Origin of the sequence: Haloferax gibbonsii (assembly GCF_001190965.1) — an archaeon.
Classification (GTDB): domain Archaea; phylum Halobacteriota; class Halobacteria; order Halobacteriales; family Haloferacaceae; genus Haloferax; species Haloferax gibbonsii.
The window spans coordinates 1,036,786-1,060,737 of the sequence record NZ_CP011947.1 but is presented as its reverse complement, the minus strand read 5'-3'; the positions used below and the strand labels follow the sequence as shown (position 1 = coordinate 1,060,737).

Annotated in this window: 25 protein-coding genes; 16 read left to right on the top strand and 9 right to left on the bottom strand. The window is 68.8% G+C overall.

Going from position 1 to position 23,952, the window contains the following annotated elements; genetic code table 11:
• The first annotated feature begins 3 nt into the window (after positions 1-3).
• Genes ABY42_RS05590 through ABY42_RS05580 form a run of 3 tightly spaced genes read left to right on the top strand, consistent with a single transcriptional unit; the run spans position 4 to position 2,010 of the window.
• Positions 4-1,119, top strand: a complete 1,116-nt coding sequence (locus ABY42_RS05590) for a hypothetical protein (RefSeq protein ID WP_050458910.1) — start codon at positions 4-6, stop codon at positions 1,117-1,119.
• The gene (locus tag ABY42_RS05585; protein WP_004977441.1) at positions 1,116-1,358 is read left to right on the top strand and encodes a KEOPS complex subunit Pcc1; all 243 of its coding nucleotides are present in this window, start codon (positions 1,116-1,118) and stop codon (positions 1,356-1,358) included. The genes ABY42_RS05590 and ABY42_RS05585 overlap by 4 nt, the downstream gene beginning before the upstream one ends.
• Complete coding sequence (locus tag ABY42_RS05580) at positions 1,351-2,010, top strand: 30S ribosomal protein S3ae (protein WP_004977443.1); 660 nt, start codon at positions 1,351-1,353, stop codon at positions 2,008-2,010. The genes ABY42_RS05585 and ABY42_RS05580 overlap by 8 nt, the downstream gene beginning before the upstream one ends.
• 114 nt (positions 2,011-2,124) lie before the next feature.
• Here ABY42_RS05580 and ABY42_RS05575 read toward each other — a convergent pair whose 3' ends face one another.
• Positions 2,125-2,571, bottom strand: a complete 447-nt coding sequence (locus ABY42_RS05575) for a cupredoxin domain-containing protein (protein WP_050458909.1) — start codon at positions 2,569-2,571, stop codon at positions 2,125-2,127.
• Positions 2,572-2,736: 165 nt separating this feature from the next.
• Between ABY42_RS05575 and ABY42_RS05570 the strand changes: the two genes are divergently transcribed.
• Positions 2,737-3,408 carry a protein sorting system archaetidylserine synthase gene (locus ABY42_RS05570; protein ID WP_008092815.1) on the top strand — a complete coding sequence of 224 codons (672 nt, stop codon included), beginning with the start codon at positions 2,737-2,739 and terminating at the stop codon, positions 3,406-3,408.
• Positions 3,409-3,436: 28 nt separating this feature from the next.
• Here the strand turns inward: ABY42_RS05570 and ABY42_RS05565 are convergent, their stop codons facing one another.
• Positions 3,437-3,712 (bottom strand): DUF7111 family protein, encoded by a 276-nt coding sequence (locus ABY42_RS05565; protein WP_004977446.1) that lies wholly within the window; start codon positions 3,710-3,712, stop codon positions 3,437-3,439.
• A 111-nt stretch (positions 3,713-3,823) separates the two neighbouring features.
• Here ABY42_RS05565 and ABY42_RS05560 point away from each other — a divergent pair, with 111 nt between their 5' ends.
• The gene (locus ABY42_RS05560; RefSeq protein WP_050458908.1) at positions 3,824-4,147 is read left to right on the top strand and encodes a hypothetical protein; all 324 of its coding nucleotides are present in this window, start codon (positions 3,824-3,826) and stop codon (positions 4,145-4,147) included.
• 3 nt (positions 4,148-4,150) lie between these two features.
• On the opposite strand, the gene ABY42_RS05555 is transcribed toward ABY42_RS05560, so the two are convergent.
• Entirely contained in the window at positions 4,151-5,293 is a 1,143-nt protein-coding gene (locus ABY42_RS05555; RefSeq protein ID WP_004977450.1) for an acyl-CoA dehydrogenase, read from the bottom strand.
• Positions 5,294-5,410: 117 nt separating this feature from the next.
• Between ABY42_RS05555 and ABY42_RS05550 the strand changes: the two genes are divergently transcribed.
• Together ABY42_RS05550 and ABY42_RS05545 are read left to right on the top strand one after the other, a co-directional pair.
• Entirely contained in the window at positions 5,411-6,487 is a 1,077-nt protein-coding gene (locus ABY42_RS05550) for a phytoene/squalene synthase family protein (protein WP_050458907.1), read from the top strand.
• Between the two features lie 222 nt (positions 6,488-6,709).
• Positions 6,710-7,558, top strand: coding sequence for a cytochrome c oxidase subunit 3 (locus ABY42_RS05545; RefSeq protein WP_004977455.1), 849 nt, complete (start codon positions 6,710-6,712; stop codon positions 7,556-7,558).
• 239 nt (positions 7,559-7,797) lie between these two features.
• Here ABY42_RS05545 and ABY42_RS05540 read toward each other — a convergent pair whose 3' ends face one another.
• Positions 7,798-9,456: a potassium channel family protein gene (locus tag ABY42_RS05540; protein ID WP_004977458.1), complete on the bottom strand. Its 1,659-nt coding sequence runs from the start codon at positions 9,454-9,456 to the stop codon at positions 7,798-7,800.
• Positions 9,457-9,509: 53 nt separating this feature from the next.
• Between ABY42_RS05540 and ABY42_RS05535 the strand changes: the two genes are divergently transcribed.
• Both ABY42_RS05535 and ABY42_RS05530 read left to right on the top strand, forming a co-directional pair.
• Positions 9,510-9,863: a hypothetical protein gene (locus tag ABY42_RS05535; protein WP_050458906.1), complete on the top strand. Its 354-nt coding sequence runs from the start codon at positions 9,510-9,512 to the stop codon at positions 9,861-9,863.
• A 166-nt stretch (positions 9,864-10,029) separates the two neighbouring features.
• Positions 10,030-10,845: a CDP-alcohol phosphatidyltransferase family protein gene (locus ABY42_RS05530; protein ID WP_004977461.1), complete on the top strand. Its 816-nt coding sequence runs from the start codon at positions 10,030-10,032 to the stop codon at positions 10,843-10,845.
• Here ABY42_RS05530 and ABY42_RS05525 read toward each other — a convergent pair whose 3' ends face one another.
• Positions 10,846-11,751, bottom strand: a complete 906-nt coding sequence (locus ABY42_RS05525) for a methyltransferase domain-containing protein (RefSeq protein WP_050458905.1) — start codon at positions 11,749-11,751, stop codon at positions 10,846-10,848. It abuts the gene before it with no gap.
• A gap of 162 nt (positions 11,752-11,913) precedes the next feature.
• Between ABY42_RS05525 and ABY42_RS05520 the strand changes: the two genes are divergently transcribed.
• Complete coding sequence (locus ABY42_RS05520; protein ID WP_050458904.1) at positions 11,914-14,124, top strand: DUF7527 domain-containing protein; 2,211 nt, start codon at positions 11,914-11,916, stop codon at positions 14,122-14,124.
• 285 nt (positions 14,125-14,409) lie between these two features.
• Here ABY42_RS05520 and ABY42_RS05515 read toward each other — a convergent pair whose 3' ends face one another.
• Positions 14,410-14,715 (bottom strand): hypothetical protein, encoded by a 306-nt coding sequence (locus ABY42_RS05515; RefSeq protein ID WP_004043804.1) that lies wholly within the window; start codon positions 14,713-14,715, stop codon positions 14,410-14,412.
• A 232-nt stretch (positions 14,716-14,947) separates the two neighbouring features.
• Between ABY42_RS05515 and ABY42_RS05510 the strand changes: the two genes are divergently transcribed.
• The 3 genes from ABY42_RS05510 to ABY42_RS05500 all read left to right on the top strand — a co-directional run bounded on the left by ABY42_RS05510 (position 14,948) and on the right by ABY42_RS05500 (position 17,225).
• Positions 14,948-16,279, top strand: a complete 1,332-nt coding sequence (locus tag ABY42_RS05510; protein WP_004977464.1) for an adenylosuccinate synthase — start codon at positions 14,948-14,950, stop codon at positions 16,277-16,279.
• Positions 16,280-16,401: 122 nt separating this feature from the next.
• Positions 16,402-16,587, top strand: a complete 186-nt coding sequence (locus ABY42_RS05505; RefSeq protein WP_049905248.1) for a methytransferase partner Trm112 — start codon at positions 16,402-16,404, stop codon at positions 16,585-16,587.
• Between the two features lie 56 nt (positions 16,588-16,643).
• Positions 16,644-17,225, top strand: a complete 582-nt coding sequence (locus ABY42_RS05500) for a DUF7524 family protein (protein ID WP_050458903.1) — start codon at positions 16,644-16,646, stop codon at positions 17,223-17,225.
• 40 nt (positions 17,226-17,265) lie between these two features.
• Here ABY42_RS05500 and ABY42_RS05495 read toward each other — a convergent pair whose 3' ends face one another.
• Complete coding sequence (locus tag ABY42_RS05495; protein ID WP_050458902.1) at positions 17,266-18,429, bottom strand: DR2241 family protein; 1,164 nt, start codon at positions 18,427-18,429, stop codon at positions 17,266-17,268.
• The gene (locus ABY42_RS05490; protein ID WP_004977468.1) at positions 18,429-19,307 is read right to left on the bottom strand and encodes a CbiX/SirB N-terminal domain-containing protein; all 879 of its coding nucleotides are present in this window, start codon (positions 19,305-19,307) and stop codon (positions 18,429-18,431) included. Before ABY42_RS05490 ends, ABY42_RS05495 begins: the two co-directional genes overlap by 1 nt.
• A gap of 190 nt (positions 19,308-19,497) precedes the next feature.
• On the opposite strand from ABY42_RS05490, the gene ABY42_RS05485 reads away from it, so the two are divergent.
• From ABY42_RS05485 to cysS, 3 genes are all read left to right on the top strand, one after another.
• Positions 19,498-19,992: a DUF7523 family protein gene (locus ABY42_RS05485; RefSeq protein WP_004977469.1), complete on the top strand. Its 495-nt coding sequence runs from the start codon at positions 19,498-19,500 to the stop codon at positions 19,990-19,992.
• Positions 19,993-20,058: 66 nt separating this feature from the next.
• Complete coding sequence (locus ABY42_RS05480) at positions 20,059-21,840, top strand: globin-coupled sensor protein (RefSeq protein WP_050458901.1); 1,782 nt, start codon at positions 20,059-20,061, stop codon at positions 21,838-21,840.
• Positions 21,841-21,943: 103 nt separating this feature from the next.
• Positions 21,944-23,428, top strand: a complete 1,485-nt coding sequence (cysS, locus tag ABY42_RS05475; RefSeq protein ID WP_004977471.1) for a cysteine--tRNA ligase — start codon at positions 21,944-21,946, stop codon at positions 23,426-23,428.
• Here cysS and ABY42_RS05470 read toward each other — a convergent pair whose 3' ends face one another.
• Positions 23,429-23,902 carry a PNPOx family protein gene (locus tag ABY42_RS05470; RefSeq protein ID WP_050458900.1) on the bottom strand — a complete coding sequence of 158 codons (474 nt, stop codon included), beginning with the start codon at positions 23,900-23,902 and terminating at the stop codon, positions 23,429-23,431.
• Between the last annotated feature and the right edge of the window lie 50 nt (positions 23,903-23,952).

The following is a 23,952-nucleotide window of genomic DNA, read 5'->3' as shown; positions in this document are numbered from 1 at the left end:
TGAATGTCCGTGAGCCCCGCCGAACAGACACCCGCCGCCGACGCCGCCGCGACGCTCCGCGAGGCGACGTTCGTTCGCCTCCGCGTCAGCGCGAGCGGTGCCGCCGTCGCGGCCGCCGGTGTCATCGGCCGGGCGCTCAGGACACTCGACGTCCCCTTCCGCATCCGCGCGACCGACGCCCCGGACACTGTCGCAAACGACGACGTTGTGGCAGTCGTGGGCCTGTCGAACGCCGATGCGGACCTCGAACTCGACCCGACCGACGCCGTCTCTATCGTCCGCGAACTCGGGGTCGACCCCGACCCGGCGGTCGCGCTGGCCGGCTTCCACGCCGCCGGCGTAGCCCCGGACGACGACCTCGCGGACGCCGCGGCCGACGCGGGCGTCGAAGCCGGACCCGGCGTGGCCGTCCCGACGGGCGACCTCGCAGACGGGCTGGCGCACTCGACGTTCGTTCACGCGTCGTTTTCGGCCGACAGGGAGCGCGCGCAGGCGACGCTCGCCGAACTGTCGCTCCCGGCCGAACTCGACGCGGACGCCCGCAGACGCGTCGCCTCCCTCGTCGCCATCGACGCGACGACCGGCGAGGCGACCGCCCGAGCGGCGACCGCCGTCGAGCGCGTCTTGCGCTCGGAGGCGACCCCGAACGGGCCGTTCGAAACCGTCGGCGGCTTCGCCGACGTGCTCGACGCGACCGTCCGGGAGTCGCCCGGAACCGCCGTCGCGCTGGCGCTCGGACACGGCGTTCGAGACGCGGCGCTCGACGCGTGGCGCGACCACGCGCAGGCGACCCACGGCGCGCTTCGCGAGGCGACGACGGGACGCTACGAGAGCCTCTACGCGCTCTCCTGTGACCTGTCGTCGCCGGGGCGACTCGCCACGGTGGCGAGGCTCGCCCGCGACTTCCGCTCGCCCGAGCCGACCGTTCTCGCGGTCGGCGTCGGTGCCGCGGCCCTCGTCTCGACCGGCCCCGCCGGACTGGACGAGGACCTCGCCGCGGCCGCGGACGAACTGCCGGACGCGTCCGCGACCGGGTCGCCGTCGGAGGCGACGATGACGTTCGACTCCGCGGCGGAGCCGAGCGACGTCGTCGCGGCCGTCAGGGAGGTGCGCCGATGACGCGGCGCTCGACCCTGCGGACGACCCACGACGACCCCGGCATCGTCGCCGGCGCGCTCGAACCGGACAACACGGAGTCGATGCGCACCCGAGTCGAGGGGGACGAACTCATCACCACAATCGAACGCGATTCGACCGGTGGCCTGCACGCCACGGTCGATGACTACGTCGTCAACGTGACGGTCGCCGAGACCGTCATCGAAGCCACACGAACGCACACAGACACTAACCATGAGTGAACGATCCGTCTCCAAGCAGAAGCGCGGAAAGCGATGGTACACCGTCATCGCTCCCGAGAATTTCGACCGTAAGGAACTCGGTTCGACCTTCGCGGACGAACCCGAGAAGATCAACGGTCGCACCGTCGAGTCCACCCTCGGCGAACTCAACGACGACCAGGGCGCGAACAACGTCAAGCTCACGTTCAAGATTACCGACGTGGGCAGCGACGCCGCCTACACCGAGTTCATCCAGCAGGAGCTCACCCGAGACTACCTCCGTAGCCTCGTCCGCCGCGGCGCGTCCAAAATCGAGGCCAACGTCACGGCTATCACCAAGGACGACTACCGCGTCCAGGTCCAGCCCGTCGCCTTCACCACGAAGAAGGCCGACCGCAGCCAGGAACACGAGATTCGTCGCATCATGACGAAGCTCACCCGCGAGGCCATCACGGGCCACACCTACGACGCGCTCACCGAGAGCGTCGTCGAAGGTCGCCTCTCGTCGGCCATCTACGGCGACGCGAAGGTCATCTACCCCCTGCGCCGCGTCGAGGTCAAGAAGTTCTCCCTCGAAGCCCGCCCCGAAGAGGTCGAGGCCGAAGAGGAAGCCGCCGTCAGCGTCGACGAGGACGACGTCGCAGTCGACGTCGACGAAGAGACCGAAGCGTAAGCCCGTCTCGCCGACGGCCCGACTTCGAATTTCGACTTTTTCGCGATAGCGCGCGGAGCGAGAGCCACGCCGCTCTCGGCCGTTGAATCCCGGGCGCGACGGTACGCGCCGAGTTTACTCCTCGACGACGATGGTGCCGACCATGCCGGCCTGCTCGTGGGGGATACAGAGGTACTCGTACTCGCCGGGCACGTCGAAGGTGTACGTGTAGGTCTCGCCGCTCCCGATGAGCCCGCCGAGCGAGTTAGAGTAGGCGTCGCGGGCGGCCTGCTCGGTCTCGTAGTTCCCGCTGGCGAAGAACGCGGCGTCCTCGGGAAGCGTGCCCTCGTAGGCGGTAACGGTGTGGCCGCGCGAACTCGTGTTCCGCCAGACGACCTCGTCGCCGACCTCGACGGTCAGCGTCGGCGGGTCGAACGCGACCGCGGTCATTCCGATGTCGAAGTCGTCGCCCGAAGCCATCAAGGTCGCACAGCCCGCGAGGCCGGTCGTCGCGGCCGCTCCGGCCGCCGCGAGGAACTGACGCCGCGTCCGACCGCCGTCCGAGGACCCGTGGTCTCGCATAGTCGCCTCTCGGGACGCGACCGATAAATGTCGCATGGTTCGCTCGCCGAACCGCCGAATCGACCGGGACCGGCCGGAACGCCGCCGGTTCGAGGTCGGTGCGCGGAGCCGCCCACCGACGGACGGAACGTAAGAGGGAAAGGGAAGGTACGCAATCGCATCGGTATGAGACCCCGATTCGTCGGTCGGTTGGGGCCCGCCGACGTGGTCACCGCCGGGAACGCGGCGCTCGGATTCGTCGCGGCGGTGCTGACCGCGGTCGACGTGCGCCTCGCGGCCAAGGCCATCCTGCTCGCCGCGATGGCCGACGGCCTCGACGGCGTGGTCGCCCGGCGCTACGGGGGAACCGACGCGGGGCCGTACCTCGATTCCCTCGCGGACGTGGCCTCCTTCGGCGTCGCCCCCGCCCTGCTCGTCGTCACCGTCGTCCGCGAGATGTGGGGCTTCGACCGGATTCGGGTCGTCGCCGGCGTCGCCGTCGCCGCGCTGTTCGTCGCGGCCGCGGTCGTCAGACTGGCGCTCTACACCGCCTACGACAGCGGCTCCGACGAGACGGTCGGCGTGCCGACGACGCTCGCCGCGACGATTCTGTCGGCGGGCGTCCTCGTCGGCTTCGTCGAGCCGATGTTACTCGTCGTCCTCTCGGCGGTTATGGCCGCGCTCATGCTCTCGGACGTGACCTACCCGGACCTCCACGCGCAGGACGCGCTCGTCATGGGCGTGGTGCAGGGCCTCGCCATCGTCTGCTCGGGGACGCTCGGGCAGGGCTTTTCGTTCGGCTTGCTGTTCTTGGCGCTCGGCTACCTGTTTTTGGGGCCGCGCTTCTACTGGGGCTAATCGGCGCGACGAGAGCCGCGCGCCAGAGTCACATCCCCATGTCGGCCGCGTCGTCCGGGACCGGCAGGTCGTGCGGCGAGACGCCGAGGAGCTCCGCGGCGTGGTCCAAGGCCATGTCGAAGCCGTAGTAGCGTTCGAGTTCGTCGCCGTCGGCGGTCGGGCGGACTTTCAGCATGGCGTAGCCGTCGATGTTCTGGGCCACGGCGGCGGTTCGACCGTCGCGGTCGAATTCGAGGACGCGCTCGGAGTCGGTGACGTAGTACCGCGCGGTGACGCCGTTCGCTTCTTTGGTTGCGTCGGTCATGCGAGGCGCTAGGGAGTAGGGACTGTCTAAACTACCGGTTCCGGCGGGCGAGTCGTCGCGGCGGGCCGGCGGAACGAAAGTGACGTGTGTGTCTCCGCCGAGGGGTGAGCTATGTGGTTTCAGAGCGGCCGCCGGCGCGACCTTTGTGCCATCCTCTACGACGCGGGCGAACTCCGCGGACAGAAGCTGAAGACCCGACTGGAACGCTACTACGACCTCCGAATCGACCCCCAAGCGTTCTACGGGACGCTCGACGCGCTCGTCGAGGGGGACCACCTCGAACGGCGAACCGAGGGAATCTACGACGTGTACGGCCTCACCGACGCGGGCGCAGACCGGGTCGAATCGTACCACGCGTGGCTCGCGGAGCGGGTCGAAAACGGAGAGCGCCGGGCAGGTGACACGGCCGACGCGAACGAATCGGTCGTCGACTGACGGTTACTTCTGGAGCCAGTCGCCGATGGTGTTGCGGAGAATCTCGCTCGTCCCCTCGTAAATCTCGTTGAGCTTCGCGTCGCGGTAGTAGCGCTCGGCGGCGAAGTCCTTGGTGTAGCCGTAGCCGCCGTGAATCTGGATGCCCTCGTTCGCCACCTCGCGGCTGATTTCGCTGGCGTAGAGCTTCGCTTGCGCGGCCTCCTTGATGAACGTCTCGTCGCGCATCTTCAGGTCCGCGGCCTTGTGCATGAGGAGCTTCGCGGCCTGGACTTTCGTGTCCATGTCGGCCAGTTTGTGCTTGATGGCCTGGAAGTCGCCGATGGGCTGGTCGAACTGCTCGCGCTCGCCGGCGTACTTCACGGCGTCGTCGAGGGCGGCGCGGGCGATACCGATAGAGCGCGCCGCGATGGTGATGCGGCCGCCGTTGAGCGTCTTCAGCGCCTGCACGAAGCCGTCGCCCTCGTCGCCGAGGAGCCGGTCCTCGGGGATGCGCATGTCGTCGAAGCGGAGTTCGGCGGTCGGACAGCCCTTGTCGCCGAGTTTGTGCTCCGTGCCCTCGACGACGAAGCCGTCGTCCTCCTCGGGGCGGACGACGAACGACGAGATGCCCTTGTTGCCCGCGTCGGGGTCGGTCTTGGCGAAGACGACGACGGTGTCCGCGACCGAGCCGTTCGAAATCCAGAGCTTGCCGCCGTCGACGACGTACTCGTCGCCGTCCTTGACCGCCGTGGTCTCCATGGCCGGCACGTCGCTGCCCGCGCCGGGTTCGGAGAGCGCGAACGCGCCGATGTCGGTGCCCTCGTTGACCGGCGTCAGGTAGGTCTGCTTCTGGTCCTCGTTCCCGAACTCGTAGAGCATGTTGCCGGCGAGGCTCGTGTGGGCGGCGACGATGGTGCCGAGGCCGCCGGAGCCGCGGGAAATCTCTTCGAGACCGATGGCGTAGGAGTGATAGTCGAGGCCGGCACCGCCGTACTCCTCGGGGAAGGGCATGCCCATCAAGCCGAGTTGGCCCATCTCGCGCACGAGGTCGGCAGGGAACTCGTCGGTCTCGTCTATCTCCGCCGCGCGAGGTTTGACCTCCTCGTCGACGAACTCCGAGACCATGTCCTTGATTTGCTTCTGCTCCGCAGTGAGCGCGAAGTCCATACGTGAGTCTGTCATCGACTATGCTTATGATTTTCTCCTGCGCCGTCTCGGCCGTTTGAGCGTGGACTCCCCCACGAGACTTTTTATCCCCCCTTCCGTAATACCGGTACGCTTCGAATGTCTCGACACGCCGATGCCCGGCCACCGGCAACTGATGACGACCTCGATTGGTGTCACGATGCAGTTCAGGGGGTCTCTCGTACCTTCGCCCTCACGGTCGACGTCCTCGACGAACCGATGGCGTCGCACATCTGTATCGGATATCTCCTCTGTCGAATCGCCGACACCGTGGAGGATTCGTCTTCAATCGCGCCCGACGAGCAGGCACACCTCCTTCGACTCTACGACCGCGCGCTCGACCCCGACGACGACACCACCGTCGACGAGTTCGTGAGCGCAGTACAGCCGCACCTCCCCCCGGAGGGCGAACAGTCCGACGACTGGATGGTCGTCGCCAACACCGCTCGGGTCTTCCGGACGTTCGAGGCGCTTCCGGAGGACGTGCGGGAGGCGGTCACGCCGCCGGTCCGCGAACTCGTCTCGGGCATGGCGATGTTCGTCGAACGCTACTCCCAGACCGGCGGGCTCCGCATCCAGTCCCGCGAGGAGCTAGAGGAGTACTGCTACTACGCCGCCGGCACCGTCGGCAACCTCATCACGAACCTCGTGACCCGCGGCAACGTCGACAGCGAGCGCCGCTCGCGGCTCTACGACACCGCCGAGGAGTTCGGCCTGCTCCTCCAGCTCGTGAACATCGCGAAGGACGTTCACGACGACTACACGGCGGAGAACAACGTCTACCTCCCCGCCGACTGGCTCGACGACGCGGGCGTCCCCCAAGAGGAGGTCGTCGCCCCCGAGCACAACGACCGGGCGGCCTCGGTGGTCAAGCGGACCGCCGACCACGCCAAGTCGTTCCTCGACGACGCCCAGACCTACCTGGAGACGGTGCCGCTCCGCGAGGGTAACACGCTCGCCGCGTGGGCGATTCCGTTCCTGCTCGCGGTCGGCACGCTCCGCGAACTCGTCGCCAACCCCGAACACGCGGTGACGGGTGAGGGGGTCAAAATCTCCCGCCAAGAGGTGTTCGCCGTCGTCTCCGAGATGAACGGCGCGAGCGCCGAGTCGCTCGCCGAGATGCGCGAAATCATCTCGCGCCAGCCGTTCCACCGAGCGACGACGAACGCCGACTGAACGACGCAGAGGCGCTGTCGGTCGGGCCCGGTTCTGTCTCGCTTCTCTTCTCGCGTCGCTTCGCGCCGAGCGCCGCCGAACGCGCCGGCAGCTTCGGGTCTCGCGAGCGCCGTGTTTCGCACCCGCGGCGGTCGCCGTCGGAACCGCGGTCCGAGACCCATGCGGTCCCGTGACGAACGCAGTTTGGGAGGATTTTTAGTAACCCAAGCATAACGGGCGTCTATGAGTACCGAAGAAGCACACGACGACCACGGCCATCACCTGCCGGCGGTTCAGGACTGGCCGCGCGGCTTCGGCGAGGCGAGCTGGTGGCCGTTCGTCACCGCCGTCGGGGGCGCGGGCATCTACGCCGGTGCCGGGCTGTACGTCATGGCACAGGACGGAATCGTCGGCCAGACGGCAGGCCCCGCCGTGTTCATCGGCAGTATCTTCCTCTTCCTGGCCGGACTCTACGGCTGGTTGTACCACGCGTTCGTGAGCCACTTCTGGTCGCGCGACGCGAGCCAGAAGAGCGCATCGAAGCTCCGTTGGGGCATGATTGCCTTCCTCGGCTCCGAGCTCGGGACGTTCGGCGCGCTGTTCGCGTACTACTTCTTCATCCGCGCGGGAACGTGGCCACCGCAAGAGCTACCGCATCTCACCGGGTCACTGGTGTTGGCTAACACCGCCATCCTCATCGTGTCCAGTTTCACGCTCCACTGGGCGCACGTCGCCATCCGCGAGGAGAACCACCGTAACTTCATCCTCGGCCTCGCCGTCACGCTCCTGCTCGGCGTGATATTCATCGGCGGGCAGGTCTACGAGTACTACGAGTTCATCGTCCACTCGAACTTCTCCATCACCGACGGCATCTTCGGGTCGGCGTTCTACGGCCTCACCGGCCTGCACGGCCTCCACGTCAGCCTCGGCGCGGTGCTTCTCGGTATCGTCTTCGTCCGCGCGCTCCGCGGACAGTACTCCGCCGAGCGTCACGTCTCCGTCAGCACGGCCTCGATGTACTGGCACTTCGTGGACGTCGTCTGGATATTCCTCGTCGTCGTCCTCTACGTCGGCGCGGAAGTCGGCGCGTAACCCCCGTCGCCGCGACGCGACGGCGACCGATTCTTTTTTAATCTACTCCTCCGAGAGCCACGGACGCCGGCACGTCCTGTCGAGGGATGGTAACGGGCGTCCACTGCCATGGGTTGTTCGGACCACGTCCTCGGACGCGACGTGGACGTGTCGGACGTCTCGACCGCCGAGCGGCGGGTCCGGTACACCGACCGAGAGCCACGCCCACGTCCGCGACCGTAACCCTCGCCCGCGACCGCTCACCCGAACTGTTCGTTGAACCGGTAGATGTCCTCGTCCACGCCGGCGACGATGAGGTCGTCGTCGGCCTCGACTCGGAACTCCGGGCCGATTTCGGTGACGAGCGCGCCGTTTCGCTCGACGGCGATGACGGTGCAGTTCGTCCGAGCGCGAACGTCGGCCCCGGCGAGCGTCCGTCCCACGAGGCTGGGCGCGTGGGTCCGGACGATTTCTATCTGCGACTGGGGCGCGATGACCTCCTCGTCGAGGACCGTCGAGGCGAGCATCCGGCCGGCGACCGTCGACAGCGCGAGGACGTAGTCCGCGCCGGCGCGGTAGAGTTTGGCGATGCTCTCGGTCTCGTTGGCGCGGGCGATGACCTCCGTCTCCTCGGAGACGCGCTCGGAGACGAGCGTGGCGAACACCGCCGTCGTGTCGTTGTCGAGCGCGAGAAGGACGCCGCGAGCCTCGGTGACGTTCGCCTCCGAGAGCGTCTGCGGGTCGGTGATGTCGCCGACGAGGTCGACGCCGGGTTTGTCCCGCTTGTCGACGACGAGGTGCGGGACGCCGGCACTCGCCAGCGTCTCGGCCGCGGTCGAGCCGACCTCGCCGTACCCGGCGACGATGACGGTCCCGCGGCGGAACCGCCGCGCCGACGACAGCGTCAGCGCGCGGAGCTCTTCGAGTTGCTTCTCGCGGCCGACGACGAGCAGGATGGTGTGCTCGTCGATGACGGCGTCCGGGGCGGGCGGGGAGACGAACTCGCCGGTGAACCACGCGCCGATGACGTTGACCCCGGTGACTCCGCCGATGCCGCTCTCGGCGATGGTCCGCCCCTCGACGGGGCTCCCGCGCTGGACGAGCAGCTCCGCGACCTCGAAGTCCTCGCCGATTTCGATGGCGTCGCCGAGTTCCGAGGAGATGGACGTGGTCGCCTTGCCGGCGAGGCTCTCGCCGAGCAGTCGGCGCGGGGAGACGACCCGGTCGGCTCCGGCGTAGCGGTGGTAGTCGGCGACCTCGGGGTCCTCGATGAGGCTGACGACGCGGGCGTCGGGAGCGGCCTGCTTGGCGGCGAGGATGATGCTCGCGTTCGTCTCGTCGTCGTCGTCGGCGACGATGGCGAGCGCCTCGGCCGCGTTCGCGGCTTCGAGCGACTCGATGGCCTCGGGGTCGCCGTGGACGACCTCGTAGCCCTCGCCGTACAGTTCCTCGGCGCGGTCGCGGTCGGCTTCGAGAATCACGTAGGGCACGTCCATCGAGTCGAGTTCGTCCACGAGGGCGTCGCCGCGGGGGGTGAACGTACAGATGACGACGTGGTCCGTGCGCGTCGAGGTCGTCGGCGGCGCGGTCCGCAGGGCGTCTTCGACGAGCGGGACGAGAAACAGCGGGAGCGTGAGGAAGACGGTCGTGACGCCCGTGAGCTGCATCAGAATCGACAGCATGAGCAGCGGCGGGTGGTCGACCCAAAACCGGGTCTGTTCGCCGTAGCCCGTCGTCGTGAACGTCTCGACGACGACGTGGACCGCCTGCAGGAAGGTGATATCTTCCCCGGCGAAAAAGCCCGCCGCCCACTGGTAGGCGATGGAGAACGCGAGCATCAACAGCCCGGCTCCCGCGAGATAGCGACCGAGTCGCCGCTTCGCCTTCGACAACCCGGGGCCGTCGCCCGAAATAGACATAGTCGGGCTATGAGCGCCGGTGGCTAAAAGCGTCCTGACGCGGTAGTGCTCTCATGACCCGCCGACGGGACGCCGCACTCGCGGGGGCGCTGCTCGTCCCCATCGCGGCCGCGGCGGTCCTCCTACGGACGCCGGTGACACCGGGGGCGGTCCTCGTCGGCGTCGTCGGGGCACTCGCGCTGGAAGCGGCGCTGTCGCTTCGGGCGTCGAGCGTCCGCGCGCTGTGGGAGCGACGAACCGTGCAGGCCGCCTCCGTCGCGGTCGCCGTCGTCGGAACCACCCTGGGTGCTGTCGTCTTCGGACGCGCGACGCTACTCGCCGTCGCGGCCGGGCTCTCGACCTATCTGCTCCTCCTCGCGGCCGTGGAACTCCGAAGCCGCGGTTCCGGTCCCGAGCGCCGCCCGTGAGTCGGTCCCGCCGACCTGTTACGCGAGGAATACTTAACCCGCGCCCGTCCACCAGTACGGGTATGTGCAGCACACCGTCCGACAGCCGAGGCGACAGTCCGCGACCGTGACGCTCTCGGGGAGCAGCGGGGCGACTGCTCGGACGACCCGCCGGACGAGACGCCGCGTGCTCGAAACCGGCGGCGCGGCGGCAGCGGCCACGCTGGGGTTCGGCGCGCTCCTCGCGACCGAGTGGGTGTGGCTCGTCTCGCGCGCCGAGCCCTCGCCCGAGACCGCCGCGGCGACGTGGGCCGCCGGAACCCTGCTCGTCGTCGTCGGCCTCTGCGCGTACGCCTACGCGAACGCGGACGAGAACGTCGCGCCCGGCGGCGGAGCGACCGAGTCGGAGCCGGGGCGGCCCTACGACGGCCTCGGGCTCCCGACCGCTGTCACGCTCGCTCGGGGCTTCCTCGTCGCGGGCGTCGCGGGCATCGCCGGCGTGGCGCTCTACGGGCCGCTGAGCCCGTCGTGGGCGTGGGCCGCCGCCGTCGGCTACGGGGCTGCGGCCGCGCTCGACGCCCTCGACGGAGCGCTCGCCCGCCGACTCGACCGCGTCAGCCGACTCGGCGCGCGACTCGACACCGCGGTCGACGCCTTCGGCCTCCTCGTGGCCCCGCTGGCCGGCGTCTTCCTCGGAGAACTCGCGTGGTGGTACCTCTCGGTCGGGGCGGCGCGGTACGTCTTTCTCCTCGGCCTCCGGCTCCGCGAGCGAGCGGGCCGACCGACGTTCGACCTCCCGCCTCGCGCCTCGCGGCGCGTCCTCGCCGGCGTCCAGATGGCCGTCGTCCCGCTGGCGCTCGCTCCCGGCGTCTTCGACGCGTGGATGCCCCTCGTGACCGGCGTCGCGGCGGCGGCGCTCCTGCTCGGGTTCGCTCGGGACTGGGGCTACGTCTCGGGCCGGGTCGGGAGAGAAGGCGACGGAGACGCGTCAGTTCCGGAGTAATCAGTCGAGTTCGGCCAACACGTCGAGGTTGTGGGCGACGTACGCGAGTTCGTCGCCCGCGAGGTCGTCGTGCCGGGCCTCGAGCCACCGGTCGAGGCTCTCGCGGTCGACCGCAGCCGACTCGCCGACTGACTCCTCGACGAAGCCGAGGACGCGGTCGAGGAAGATTCGCGCCTCGTCGTCGTGCGGCGGGTGGACGACCCAGTCGGAGCCGCCGGCGGCGACGACCGGCGCGCCGAGGTCGGGAAGGACCGAAAGGAGGTCGGAACCGGTGTCCGGCCCCGCGCGTTCGCCGCCGCGCATCGTCTCGTGATACGCGCCGAGAACCGCGTCGTCGTCGGGGTGACTCGGGCGGAACGCGGTTCGGCCGTCGAACGTGATAGGCGCGTAGAAGAGCCCCTCGTCCGTCAGCCGCGAGAGGAGCGCGTCGACCGCGCGGCGGAGCGGGAGCACGTCGAGGACCGCGTGCGCGACCACGAGGTCGATGGCCTTCGGGAGGACCGTCATCGCCTCGAAGAGGTCGCTCGTCACGTAGGTGAGAGAGACGCTGCGACCGTGGCGCTCGATGCGGAAGCCGTCGGGCGTCGGCTCGGCGGTCCAGCCGGCGGCGCGCGCCCACTTCGCGAACGCCGCGGCCGCGTGGTCGGCCATCCCGCGCTTCCGGTCGACCATGACGTACTTTATCTCGTCGTGCGCGTCGAAGACGCCCCACGAGAGGAGTCGCCGACACATCGCGCCCGTCCCCGCGCCGACGGAGACGACGCGAAGCGGCTGTCCCGACCGCGACTCGGCGCGCGCTTCCAGCCGGTCGATGAGACTGGCGAGGGTCGGTCGGTGGAGCGCGCGGTCGTCCACCGACTCCTTCGCGTGGAGGTAGTGGACGAACCGGTCGTCGTGGCTGGTCACGACCGCCCCGTCTCGGCGGACTCGTATAACCGTTCTCCCGACGCCGGCCCGACGGGTACGAGCGAATCGGTTACAGTGGGCACGCTGAAGTGTGAACTGAGCGAAACGTTCGCTCGATTCGCCCGGAAAGTATTTGATTCGGTTCCGGTGATGTAACCCCAAATGGATAGCGAGATTATCGACGCGGTGACCGGGTGGGACTCCGCGCCCGCCGGACGAGGCTACGGTGGCCTCCGGTCGCTCGCGGACGACGGCTTCACAGGAGCCGTCGTCGCTGGCATGACGTGGGGATTCATGCTCAACGGCCGTCTCCTCGGCGTCTTCGACGGGACGGTCGCGGATTTCGAGGGTGAATCGTTCGAGGCGCACCGCGCACCGGACCCGGCGCTGCCGCTTCTGTACGCGATGCGGGAGACCGGCGGCGACATCCGCGCGCAGTACTACACCGAGGAGACGCCGCTGGGGGACGCCGACGGAACGCTCTCGGCGGGCGGCTTCACCGGCTACGTCGAACTGTCCGAGAACGTGCTCTCGGGCGACTACTACGTCGTCTACCACGGGGGGAAGTCGATGAGCGCGGCCTTCGTCGGCAACAGCAAGCGACTCGTCACCGGCGACGACGCGTTCGAGCGCGCGAGCGACGAGGTCGGCATCTACAAAGTCTACGACGTGGACCTCGACCTCGTCGATATCCCGGAGCCCGAGTCCGACGAGGACGAGGACGCCGCGGGAGTCGCCGCGGCGGGCGGCGAGGCCGACGCGACGGACACGTCCGAAGAGCCGGAGGTGCCGACGACCACGACCGCGGACGAGCCGAGTACGACCGCGGCAGCCGACGACGTCGCGTCGGAGCGCGCTGCCGACGGCGAGGACAACCCCGCCGACGGGGAGCCGGAGCCGGCGACGGCCGACACCCCGGCGAGCGCGGAACCCCCGGCCGAGACCGCGGCCGACCCGGAGCCATCGACGCCCGACGACGACGGCACCGAGACGACCGACAACCCGTCCGCGGGCCCCATCGAGTCACAGTCCCCGGAGCCCGCCGAGACAGAGGCGGCAGCGACGGACCGGCCGGCGTCCGACGAACCGGCCTCGCCGATGTCCGAGGGGCCCGTCGTCGCCGACGCCCCGCAGAAGAACGGGGAAGCGTCGTCTCCGGACCCGCTCGCGGAGGACGGCGCGACCGACGACGACGTGTTCTCCGCCGAGGCGCAGTGGCGGAACGCCCGGTCGATACCCTCGCTCGACCCCCGCGACGCAAAGGGCGAGGCCGTGGACGATCGCCCCGGAACCCCCCGAAGCCGTCGGGGGAACACGACGCAGGCGACGCATCACCGTCCGTCCCGGAGTGGGACGGGCGGCGAGGCGCGACCGTCGCCGAAAGACCAGTCGAACCAGCAGCAGTCCCAGCCGACCGAACAGACGCCGGACGAGCCCGCCGTCGACCCGGCGGAAGCCGAGTCGCTGAAAGAACGAGTCGAGGCGCTGGCGACCGAGCGCGACCGGCTCGAATCCGAGCGAAACGCCCTCCGCGAGGAGCGGGACGAACACCGCTCGCGCGCCGAGGAGCTCGAAGACCGCGTCGCCGAACTCGAATCCGAGGTCGAACGCCTCCGCGACCGGCTCGACGAGGCGGGTGTCCGGTCGACCGACCGGTCTATGTCGGCCGACGAGGCGCTCCGCGGGACGAACCTCTTCGTCCGCTACGCCCAGAAAGGGCAGGCGACGCTGGAGAAGGCCCACGACGGGCAGGCCTCCCGTGAGGAGGTCATCGAGAACCTCCGGCTGGAACACCACACCACGTTCGACACGGAGGGGCTCGGCATCGACGGCCAGCCCTACGAGGAGTTCCTCCGCGGGACGCCCGAGTACGGCTTCGCCAAGTGGGTCGTCACCGACCTGCTCTACGAAATCGGCGAGACGGGCAACCGGTCGAGCCTCGCCGGCGTCTTCGACTCGATTCCGAAGGCCGACCGAATCGAGCTGTACGGGAGCGTCTCGGTGCCCATCGGCGACGGCGAAACCGAGTCGCGGCAGTTCGACGTCATCGTCCGCGACCAGATGGGCGAGCCGCTGTTCGTGGCGAACCTGAACGACTCGCGGGACCCGGCGACCCAGCCGATGGTCACCCAACTCATCAAGGACTCGAAGGCCGTCGCCGACGCGAAAGAGACCCTCGGCTCGGCGTTCGTCGTCACGAGGAGCTTCTTCGAGCCGGAGGCGCTCGAAGCCGCCACGGCCGAGACCGGCGGCGGCCTCCTGAGTCGGTCGAAGCGCAAGAGCTTCGTGAAACTCTCGCGGAAGCAGGGGTACCACCTCTGTCTGGTGGAGGCCCGCGGCGGCGAGTTCCACCTGAACGTCCCCGACCTCTGAGTCGGCGACGGCTCGCGTCGACCGGCGCCGTCGCTGTGTTATTTTTCGTTCTCGCGTTCCGCTCGGCGGTCGCGCGCGAAGCGCCGCGGCTGTCGACGTTACTGAACGATAGTGAAACGACCGCGGCGCTCGGAGCGCGTCCGCGGCGAGTGTCCGTGGTGTCGTGTCGGAACCGTTCGGTACCGACTGAATCGAAGCGCAGCTAACGCGGTCGGTCCGATGTCGTGCCCGGAAAGACTCGTCGGACGAAACAGGATAGAACGACCGCGTGCGCCTGAAGTGTGGTTAGTTCTCGATTTCGGCCGCTTCCTCGATCTTCATCGATTCGAGTTTGCCGACGATTTCGTCGAGCTTGTCGTCGAGTTCGTCGACGAACTCTTGGGTGCGCTCGGTGGTGATTGCGCCCTGGCTGGAGGGTTCGATGAGGTTCTCTTCTTCGAGAACGCGGAGGGAGTAGCGGACTTTGTGGTGCGGGTAGCCTGTCTCGTTGGACATCTTCACGATGCCGATTGGCTCACTTTCGATGACCATCTTCAGGACCTGGAGATGGCGCTCCAACATATCGACTTCCTTCTCAAGTCGGTCTATCATGCCATTTGTTAACTCTTCTTGGGAGGCTTTAAGCCTTGCCCTCCGGGTCGGCGAATAATGAGATAACGCGACCTTAACGAGGACACTAATTAACCGTTGTGTTATCCGTCGTCACGCCAATGCGTGTTCATGGCGTATTCTTCGGCGACGACTCGGCAATTAGGCACGAATATGCATTGCTCGTCGGCCGCGACCGTAATCTGTTTAGTGCGGCGCGGGGAACGGCCGACGTATGACTGTTACCATCGTCGGTTCGCAACTCGGCGACGAGGGCAAAGGCGCGCTCGTCGACCTGTGGGGCGGCGACGCTGACATCGTCGTCCGCTATCAGGGCGGCGACAACGCCGGCCACACCGTCGTCGAAGACGGCGAGGAGTACAAGCTTTCGCTCGTCCCGAGCGGGGCCGTCCGCGACAAGGTCGGCGTCCTCGGAAACGGCTGTGTCATCAACCCCCGGACGCTGTTCTCCGAGATCGACGACCTCCGCGAGCGCGGCCTCGACCCCGACGTGCGCCTCGCCAAGCGCGCGCACGTCATCATGCCGTACCACCGCCGCCTCGACAACATCGAAGAGGAGGCGAAGGCCGACTCGGACCTCACCGTCGGCACGACCGGTCGCGGCATCGGCCCCACCTACGAGGACAAGGCGGGCCGCCGCGGCATCCGCGTCGGCGACCTGCTCGACCCCGACGTGCTCCGCCAGCGACTGGAGTACGTGGTTCCCAAGAAGAAGGCGCTCATCGAGGACGTGTACGGCCTCGAAGCCGGCGAGGAGTGCGACGTCGAAGCGCTCGTCGAGGAGTACACCGAAATCGGCCGCCGCCTCCGCGAGGACGACATGGCCGTCAACTGCGGCGACTTCCTCGCCGAGCGCCGCGAGGCCGGCGACAACGTGATGTTCGAGGGCGCACAGGGCACCCTCATCGACATCGACCACGGGAGCTACCCGTACGTGACCTCCTCGAACCCGACCGCGGGCGGCGCGGCCACCGGCACCGGCGTCGGCCCGACCGTCGTCGGACAGGGCGAGGTCGTCGGCATCGTCAAGGCCTACCTCTCCCGCGTCGGCGAGGGCCCGATGCCGACCGAACTGAAAGACGACGACCGCGAGGAGGAACTCGCCGACTTCATCCGCGAGAAGGGCGGCGAGTTCGGCACCGTCACCGGCCGTCCGCGCCGCATCGGCTGGCTCGACATGCCGATGCTCCGCCACGCCGCCCGCGTCAGCGGGTTCACCGGCATCGCGGTCAACCACCTCGACGTGCTCGCCGGCCTCGACGAGGTCACGGTCGGCCACGCCTACGAACTGGAGGGCGAGGAACGCCTGACGATGCCCGCGACGACCGAGCGCTGGGGCGAGTGCGAACCCGTCCTCAAGGAGTTCGACACGTGGCCGGAAGTGGACTGGGCGGCGGTCGCCGAGGAGGGCTACGACGCCATCCCCGACGCCGCACAGGACTACCTCGAATACCTCTCGGACGAACTCGACGTGCCGATTTACGCCGTCGGCGTCGGCCCGGGCCGCGAGCAGACGGTCCACCTCGAAAACCCGTTCGACAACTGAGCCTCGACGACCGGCCACCGATTCGCGGCTGACGCGACTGCGGCGGCCGTCCCCTCCGCCGAGCCCGCCGCGACGGCGGCGAACCCGTACGCTTTTACTTCGCGCAATCCACCGTCACGACGATGAAAGAATCCCTGATGGACATCCTCTGTGACCCCCTCGACAAGAGCGAACTCGAGCTGGAAGTCGACGAGCGCGACGGCGACGAAATCCTCGAGGGGCGGCTCATCGGTACGGTCACCGGCGAGGTGTACCCCATCGAGGACGGCATCCCGAACCTCCTGCCGCCGGACATGCGCGACGACTGAGGCGCGCACCTCATCGGACCTGAACGTTTTTCTATTCTCGTATCGACGGTGAAGCCGTGTCGAACGCGCCGCTCACCGTCACGCTGAACGACGAGCGCCCCCACGACCTCTCGGTAGCGCCGTCGTTCGCAACGAACGGCCCGTTCTCGGTCGAACTCGTGAACAAGGGACAGGCGGTGCACGTCCACCTCCACATCGACGACGAACTCTCGCGCGCGGCGAGCCTGTCCGAAGGAAATCACTTCGTCGACGGCGGCCAGACGAAGCACGTCGAGGTGTTCGTCACCCCGCCGCCGGAGCCAGTGTCGGGGAAGCTGAAGATAGTCTCCGGCCACGGCTCGGAGACGAGGTACGTCGACGTGACCGTCGAACCCGGCGAGGGCGGCAAACCGCCGGTCGACGTGGACGAGACGCTCTCGAAGCCCAAGCAACCCGACCCCGAGCCGAGCGTGACCGAGAGCATCGCGGACGTGTTCCCGAGCGTCGACCCGCGGGCCGCCCCGCTTTTCGGCCTCGCGCTCGTCGCGCTCGTCCTCGCGGTGGCGCTCGCGTCGGTGTTCGAGAGCTTCGCCATCACCCTCGGTGCCGGCGTCGTCGTCGGCGGCGTCCTCGCGGCGCTGGTGCTGACGATGCGGTGACGAAATCGGAAAACGAAACGCGGAGCGCTCGCGGCGCGACCTACTCGTCGTCGGACGCGTCGGTCGGGACGCCGCCGAGGTTGCCCTCGTCGTCGAACAGTTTCGCGCGCAGGAACCGCGCCCGGTAGCGGTTCGCGCCCTCGTACACGTCGGCCTCGCGGATGTCGTCGGTGCGGTCGTCCGCGACGGCCTCGATGATATCTTCGACCTGTTCCTTCTCCGAGGGCGTGAGTTCGAACTCGTACGTTTGGGTCCCCTCGCCCTCCAGCCGCGTCCACTTTCGGGACGCCGCGATGACGACGGAACACGGCTCGCGGCACGGGAACGCGCCGTCGCCGCCGTCCACGTCGAGGTCGGTGTCGTCGTCGTACTGCCACTCGCGGCGCTTGACGCACTGGCTGTCGTCGCAGCAGGCCTCCGCGACCCAGTCGACGTGCTCGTGGCCGTCGCCGCGGTTCCACGTCTTCACGACGCTGTACATCCCGGTCTGGCGGCCGATGGCGTCCTCCCAGTGGGCCACGTCGAGTTCGCCCCGGCGCTCGCGGTACCAGTTCGGCACCGACGCGGGGTAGAACGTCTCGACGGTCTCGACGAGGTCGCGAGCGTCGAGGTCGGGGAACACCCAGCCGCCGGCGAGGTTGTTTCCGGTCTTCAGCGGGCGATAGCGCCCCTTCTCGTCGTAGGTCGCCAACTGGCGGGCCGCGAGCGGTTCGCGGTAGGGGTCGAGGTCGTCGCGGTCGGCGTCGACCTCGTCGGCGTGGCGGAGTTCGTAGGACCGCTCGCCGTGGTCGTCGACGGTGACCGTGACGAGCAGTTGGCCCCACTCGCGGCTGACCCCGTCTCTGAGGGCGTCGTAGCGCTCGGGGACTGAGGCGGCGTCGCCGTCGTTCTCGCTGTCGTCTCCGTCTCCGTCTCCACCGCCGTCGCCTCCCGCATCGACGGACGCGCCCTCGACCCAGCGGAGGAACGCCCGCCGCTGGGGGCTGGACTCGCCGACGACCTCGGACCAGAAGTACCAGTTCGTCGCGTAGTCGTCGTAGTCGGCGAGGGCCTCGCGGAGACCTCCTTCCGTGAGCCCGTTCAGCGTCGAATCGGCGGTTTCGAGGCGGAATCCGTCGTCGGAACGGGAGACGGTGAACCCGTCGAGGGAGACGCCGTCGCCGGTCGCCGCGGCGTCGACGAGGGCGTCGAGGTGGTGCCCCATCAGTTCGCCTCCTGCGGCGTCTTCCGAGTGCGTTCGCGCACGACTTCGAGGCTGTTACCGATGTCGGCGCCCGCGTCGGCGGCGCGTTCGAGCACCACGTCGGCCATGAGCCCCTCGGTCCCGACCGCGCCGGCGTACCAGATGCGGTGGCCGTCGACCTCGGCGGGCACGTCGTAGCCCGTGCGGTAGTCGTCGGTCAGGCCCATGTCCTCCGGGATGTCCTCCTGGGTGTGGAACCCGTCGGCGATAAACAGCGGGACGACGACCACGTCCTCGGACTCGAAGTAGTCGGTCACGTCGTCGACCTCGGGTTCCTCGTCCATGTAGAGCGCCTGCACCTCGTCGAAGCGGTCCATCTCTCGGATGCGGTCGGCGTGGTACTCGATGGCTTTCGCGGAGTTCTCGTTGCGCTCGGTGCCGTGGCCGACGACGGCGAGGCCGAAGCCCTCGCCGACGTTCGGGTCGCCGGTGACCGTCTCGGCGCGGCGGACCAACACGTCGGTCATCGCCGCGTGGGTTCCGACCGGCCCGCAGTAGTGAATCGTCTTCTCGGGCACGTCCGTCGCGGAGAGGGTGACGTGCGACGCCGACAGGCCGTCGGAGTCCCAGTCGGCCACGTCCCACCCCTCGAGGCGGAGTTCGCGCGGGATGACCTGCTCCGTGAAGTAGCCCTCGCTGATGAAAAGCGGGACGACGTACACCTCGTCGGCCTCGACGGTCCGGAGCACCTCGCGAATCGACGGCTCTTCCTTCCAGAAGCCGGTCCGCACCTCGTCGAACGCGCCCACCTCGCGGACCGTGTCCGCGTGGTCGTAGGTGGGGGCGCTCGAATCCGGGTTCAGGTGCGACCCGTGCGCCACGATGACCAGGGCTTGCATGTCCGGGGGTTACGAGGCGACTGTCTTATGGACTTCGCATCGAAGAAAGGAATCTTCGGATTCGGACAACTCGCGTTCGCCACTCGTTCAGGAGACGCGAGACGGGGCGCGGGGAGTCGCGACCCGCGGACGACCGCGACAGCGCCCGGCGAGCGGCGCTTTTTTGCGCGCGCCCGACGACCCGGCAGACATGTCCCTCGCCGCCGACGCGCGCGACGCAGTCCGCGAACGACCGTACCTCCTCGCCGCGCTCCGCGCGGGCGTCGTCAACTACGCCGCCGCCGCGGCCGAACTCGACCTCGGCGACGACGAGGCGGTCGCGGCCGCGCTCCGCCGGTTCGCCGCCGACCTCCCGCCGCTCGAAGCCGACCCCCGAGACGCCGCCGTGACGATGCGAAGCGGCGTCGGCCTCGTGGGCGAGGACGTCGAGGAGACCGACGGCGACCCCGTGCTCTCGGTCGCCGGCGTCGACCTCGCGGGCGGCGGCCCGCTCACGGCTATCATCGCTGAGGGCGAGGTCGACCCGAAAGTCCTCGCCGCCGTCCTCTCCCGACTCGACGCCGAGTCCGTCGTCGTCGACGCCGCCGGCGTCGCGGGCGACGCGCTCGCCGTGGTCGTTCCGCGCCGACAGGGGGCCGCCGCCCTCCGCGTGGTCGAAGCGGCCGTCAGCGATTTATACGTCTGATTTCCGGCTATCAACCGTGATAGCCGGCAGCCGGCGCTTATTACCTCGGAGCCGGTGAGTACGTCAATGGTTTCGCCCAGCCCCCGCGACGACGCCGGGAACATCTCGCTTTCATCCACGGAACTCCTCGACGAGCTCGACCTCGACGCCGACGAGTTGGGCTGGCGGCAGTCGTTCGTCGGCTTCGACGACGAGGACGCCGCGCGCCTCGCGGACCTCCGGGGCGTCGTCGAGGCCCGCGACGAGGCGCTCGTCGACGGCTTCGTCGAGCCGATTCTCGCCAACGAGCGGACGACGGACGTCATCGACCGCTCGAAGACAGACGTCGACGGCCTCCGCGCGGTCGTCTCCGGCTACTACCGCTCGTTCACCGACGGGAACTACGACCGGAACCACTACGCGGCGCGCACGCGAATCGGCCTGCTCCACGACAAACTCGACATGCCGCTGCACTACTTCGGCGGGATGTTCGCCAACGTCACCGGCATCTTCGCGGACGAACTCCGCGGGCGCGCCGTCGCCGACGCCACCGAGTCGCTGTCCGGCGACGACGCCGACCGCGTCGAACGCGCCGTCGAGGAGGCGTTCGCCGATATGATGGCCGTCGTCCGCGGGCTCAACCTCGACCGACAGGTCGTCAACGCCACCTACCTCTACTCGTACTCGCTGGACGTCCGCGAGGAGGTCCGCCGAGCCAGGGAGAGCCGCGGGAATCTGGAGTCGGTCGCGTCCCAGCTCCACGAGGAGACCGCCGGCACGAGCCAGAGCATCGCGGAAATCGAGGGACTGGCGGCCCGACAGGCCGACATGACCGAGGAAATCGCCGCCGAGCTGTCGAACCTCAGCGCGACCGTCGAGGAGGTCGCGGCCACCGCCGACGACGTGTCCTCCCGGAGCGACGAGGCAACCACGCGGGCCGAGGAGGGCCGCGCCGAGGCCGGCGAGGCCATCGACGCGATGCGGCAGGTCGGCGACGACCGCGACGAGATCACCGTGAACGTCGAGGCGCTCGTGGCCGCCATCGACGAGATTCAGGACATCGTCGAGGTCATCGACGAGGTGGCAGACCGGACGAACCTGCTCGCGCTCAACGCCTCCATCGAGGCCGCCCGCGCCGGCGAGGCCGGCTCCGGGTTCGCCGTCGTCGCGGACGAGGTGAAGTCGCTCGCCAACGAGTCGAAGTCGCAGGCCGAGCGCATCGGCCAGATGATAGAGGACGTGACCGACCACATCGAGGACACCGCCGAGGCGCTGTCGTCGGCCGACGAGAACATCGACCACGGCATCGAGCGGGTCGAATCGACCGTCGAGAGCCTCGACGAGATAACCGACTCGGTCGCCGACGTGACCGACGGCATCGACGAGGTCGCGCGGGCGACCGACGAGCAGGCGACGCTCACCTCCGACATCGCCACCTTCGTCGACGACGCGGCGACGCAGGTCGACGAGGTGACCGCGGAGATAGACCGCATCTCCGAGAGCGTCTCCGAGCAGGCCGAACAGGCCGCCGACCTCGACACGGCCGTCGACAGTCTGGACCGCGAGGCCGACCTCGAATCGTTCCGCCGGCGCGCGGAGACGACGACCGACGGCGGCGTCGCGACCAGAGGCGGCCACTACGCGCTCGCGTCGGCGACGAACGCCGACCGCGCGGTCAGCAGAGACACGACACCGACGAACGCGACCGGCGACCGAGTCGGCAAAGCGGGGCCGGCCACGACCGACGGCGATGCGACCGACGGCGACCCGACGGACCGGATTCCGGCGTTCGTCAAGCGACTGCTCTCGGAGGAGACGCTGGCGAAGATTCGTCGCGGCGAGGCCGACCGTCCGGAGTGGACGAAGTAGCGGCGGCGACGAGGGTGACGACTGCGAGAGGGAGACGTTTGGCCCCGAGAGACCGACCGCGCTTCCGACGGGTTGAAAGTGGTCCCGGAAGTAGCCGAGTGTGATGACCCTGTCCGTGACCAACACCCTGACGGGAGAGCGCGAGGAGTTCGAGTCGCACGGCGACGAAGTGTTGCTCTACGTCTGCGGACTGACGGTCTCGGACGACGCCCACCTCGGCCACGCCCGCCTGTGGATGCACGCCGACCTGATGCACCGCTGGCTGGCCTACGAGGGCTACGACGTGCGCCACGTCGAGAACTTCACCGACGTGAACGAGAAGATAGCCGCCCGCATCGGCGAGGGCGACCTCGGCGACGACGAGGCGAGCGTCGCCGAGCACTTCGTCGGCGACGTGATTCGCGACATGCGCGGGCTCAACCTGAAGCGCGCCGAGGTCTACCCGCGCGTCTCCGAGCACATCCCCGAGATTATCGACCTCATTCGGACGCTCGTCGACCGCGGCCACGCCTACGAGTCAAACGGCTCCGTCTACTTCGACGTGTCCACGTTCGACGACTACGGGAAGCTCTCGAACCAGAAACTCGAGGAACTGGAGTCGCGGGCCACGAAAGACGAGCGCTCCGAGAAGCGCAACCCGACCGACTTCGCGCTCTGGAAGGCCGGCGCGGTCGACCCCAAGACGGCCGCCGAACACCGGAACCCCGACCTCGAACCGCTCCACGAGCCGTGCGGCGAGACGTGGGAGTCGCCGTGGGGCGAGGGCCGACCCGGCTGGCACATCGAGTGCTCGGCGATGTCGATGACGCACCTCGGCGACACCCTCGACATCCACGTCGGCGGCCGCGACCTCGTGTTCCCGCACCACGAGAACGAAATCGCCCAATCGGAGGCGGCGACCGGCCAGCAGTTCGCCCGCTACTGGCTCCACGTCGGCCTGCTCCAGACCGAGGGCGACAAGATGAGTTCGAGCCTCGGCAACTTCTTCACCGTCGGCGACGCCCTCGACGAGTTCGGCGCGGACGTGATTCGGACGTTCTACCTCTCGACGGCCTACGGCTCCGAACAGACGTACTCCGAGGAGACCATCGCCGAGGCCGAAGAGCGCTGGGAGCGCCTCGAACGGGCCTACGAGGCCGCCGTCGACGCGGTCGACAGCCCCGACGCCCGGACGAAAGTCGAGGCGACGGAACTACGCGACACCGTGACCGAGACCCGCGAGCGCTTCCGCGAGGCGATGAACGACGACTTCAACGTCCGCGAGGCGATGGCCGAACTGCTCGGCCTCGCCGGCGCGGTCAACCGCCACGTCGCCGACGCCGACGAGTACGACTACCGCGCGCTCCGGCGGGCAATCGAGGCGTTCGAGGACCTCGGCGGCGAGGTGTTCGGGCTCTCGTTCGGCGGCGCGGGCGAGGGCGGCGACGTGTCGGTCGCGGAAGACCTCGTGCAGCTCGTCTTGGACGTGCGCGAGGCCGAGCGCGATGCCGGCAACTACGAGCGCGCCGACGACCTGCGCGACGACCTGACGGCGCTCGGCGTCGAGGTCGAAGACGGCCCCGACGGCGCGACGTTCCGCTTCGAGTAGTCAGTCGAACCGAAACAGCACGACCGCGAGGTCGTCTCGCGCCGCCTCGTCGGCCGCGGTGCGACCGCCGCCGTTCTCCGAGAGCCCGAGTTCGCGAGCCAACAGGCCGTGCGCCGCGGCGTAGCGGTCGAGCAGGTCCGCGGCGAACTCCGCCGTGACGACCTCGCCGGTCGCGTCCCGCCGCCGGCCGCGGTACCACAGGCGGCACGCCATCGGCCGGCGGAAGTTCTTCCACCAGTTGCTCTCCGCTTCGGGCGTGACGGCGACGAGACCGCCGCCCGCGACGGCGTAGGCGACGGGGAACGTGTACCGCCGGCCGCTCTTGGGGCCGACGTAAGAGACGAGCACGAACCAGTGACTGGCGAGTCGATGGAGCGGTGAGCGGAGCACGCGACGCAGAAACGGGTTGGCGAACCGCTGTTCGAGGGTTCGCTGTGCGTCCGAAACGCGGGCAGTGGCGGTCGTCGGGGACATCTGTTCGCGTATTCGTACGACCCCGCCGGAGAAAAACCGGTCACACGCCG

Bases quoted from the DNA above. Each gene is read 5' to 3' on its own strand.
- ABY42_RS05495 (WP_050458902.1), bottom strand. From the start codon at position 18,429: ATGGGGCACCACCTCGACGCCCTCGTCGACGCCGCGGCGACCGGCGAC.
- ABY42_RS05545 (WP_004977455.1), top strand. From the start codon at position 6,710: ATGAGTACCGAAGAAGCACACGACGACCACGGCCATCACCTGCCGGCG.
- ABY42_RS05560 (WP_050458908.1), top strand. From the start codon at position 3,824: ATGTGGTTTCAGAGCGGCCGCCGGCGCGACCTTTGTGCCATCCTCTAC.
- cysS (WP_004977471.1), top strand. From the start codon at position 21,944: ATGACCCTGTCCGTGACCAACACCCTGACGGGAGAGCGCGAGGAGTTC.
- ABY42_RS05520 (WP_050458904.1), top strand. From the start codon at position 11,914: ATGGATAGCGAGATTATCGACGCGGTGACCGGGTGGGACTCCGCGCCC.
- ABY42_RS05515 (WP_004043804.1), bottom strand. From the start codon at position 14,715: ATGATAGACCGACTTGAGAAGGAAGTCGATATGTTGGAGCGCCATCTC.
- ABY42_RS05575 (WP_050458909.1), bottom strand. From the start codon at position 2,571: ATGCGAGACCACGGGTCCTCGGACGGCGGTCGGACGCGGCGTCAGTTC.
- ABY42_RS05540 (WP_004977458.1), bottom strand. From the start codon at position 9,456: ATGTCTATTTCGGGCGACGGCCCCGGGTTGTCGAAGGCGAAGCGGCGA.
- ABY42_RS05470 (WP_050458900.1), bottom strand. From the start codon at position 23,902: ATGTCCCCGACGACCGCCACTGCCCGCGTTTCGGACGCACAGCGAACC.
- ABY42_RS05565 (WP_004977446.1), bottom strand. From the start codon at position 3,712: ATGACCGACGCAACCAAAGAAGCGAACGGCGTCACCGCGCGGTACTAC.
- ABY42_RS05485 (WP_004977469.1), top strand. From the start codon at position 19,498: ATGTCCCTCGCCGCCGACGCGCGCGACGCAGTCCGCGAACGACCGTAC.
- ABY42_RS05510 (WP_004977464.1), top strand. From the start codon at position 14,948: ATGACTGTTACCATCGTCGGTTCGCAACTCGGCGACGAGGGCAAAGGC.
- ABY42_RS05555 (WP_004977450.1), bottom strand. From the start codon at position 5,293: ATGGACTTCGCGCTCACTGCGGAGCAGAAGCAAATCAAGGACATGGTC.
- ABY42_RS05505 (WP_049905248.1), top strand. From the start codon at position 16,402: ATGAAAGAATCCCTGATGGACATCCTCTGTGACCCCCTCGACAAGAGC.
- ABY42_RS05570 (WP_008092815.1), top strand. From the start codon at position 2,737: ATGAGACCCCGATTCGTCGGTCGGTTGGGGCCCGCCGACGTGGTCACC.
- ABY42_RS05480 (WP_050458901.1), top strand. From the start codon at position 20,059: ATGGTTTCGCCCAGCCCCCGCGACGACGCCGGGAACATCTCGCTTTCA.
- ABY42_RS05585 (WP_004977441.1), top strand. From the start codon at position 1,116: ATGACGCGGCGCTCGACCCTGCGGACGACCCACGACGACCCCGGCATC.
- ABY42_RS05550 (WP_050458907.1), top strand. From the start codon at position 5,411: ATGTCTCGACACGCCGATGCCCGGCCACCGGCAACTGATGACGACCTC.
- ABY42_RS05490 (WP_004977468.1), bottom strand. From the start codon at position 19,307: ATGCAAGCCCTGGTCATCGTGGCGCACGGGTCGCACCTGAACCCGGAT.
- ABY42_RS05580 (WP_004977443.1), top strand. From the start codon at position 1,351: ATGAGTGAACGATCCGTCTCCAAGCAGAAGCGCGGAAAGCGATGGTAC.
- ABY42_RS05535 (WP_050458906.1), top strand. From the start codon at position 9,510: ATGACCCGCCGACGGGACGCCGCACTCGCGGGGGCGCTGCTCGTCCCC.
- ABY42_RS05590 (WP_050458910.1), top strand. From the start codon at position 4: ATGTCCGTGAGCCCCGCCGAACAGACACCCGCCGCCGACGCCGCCGCG.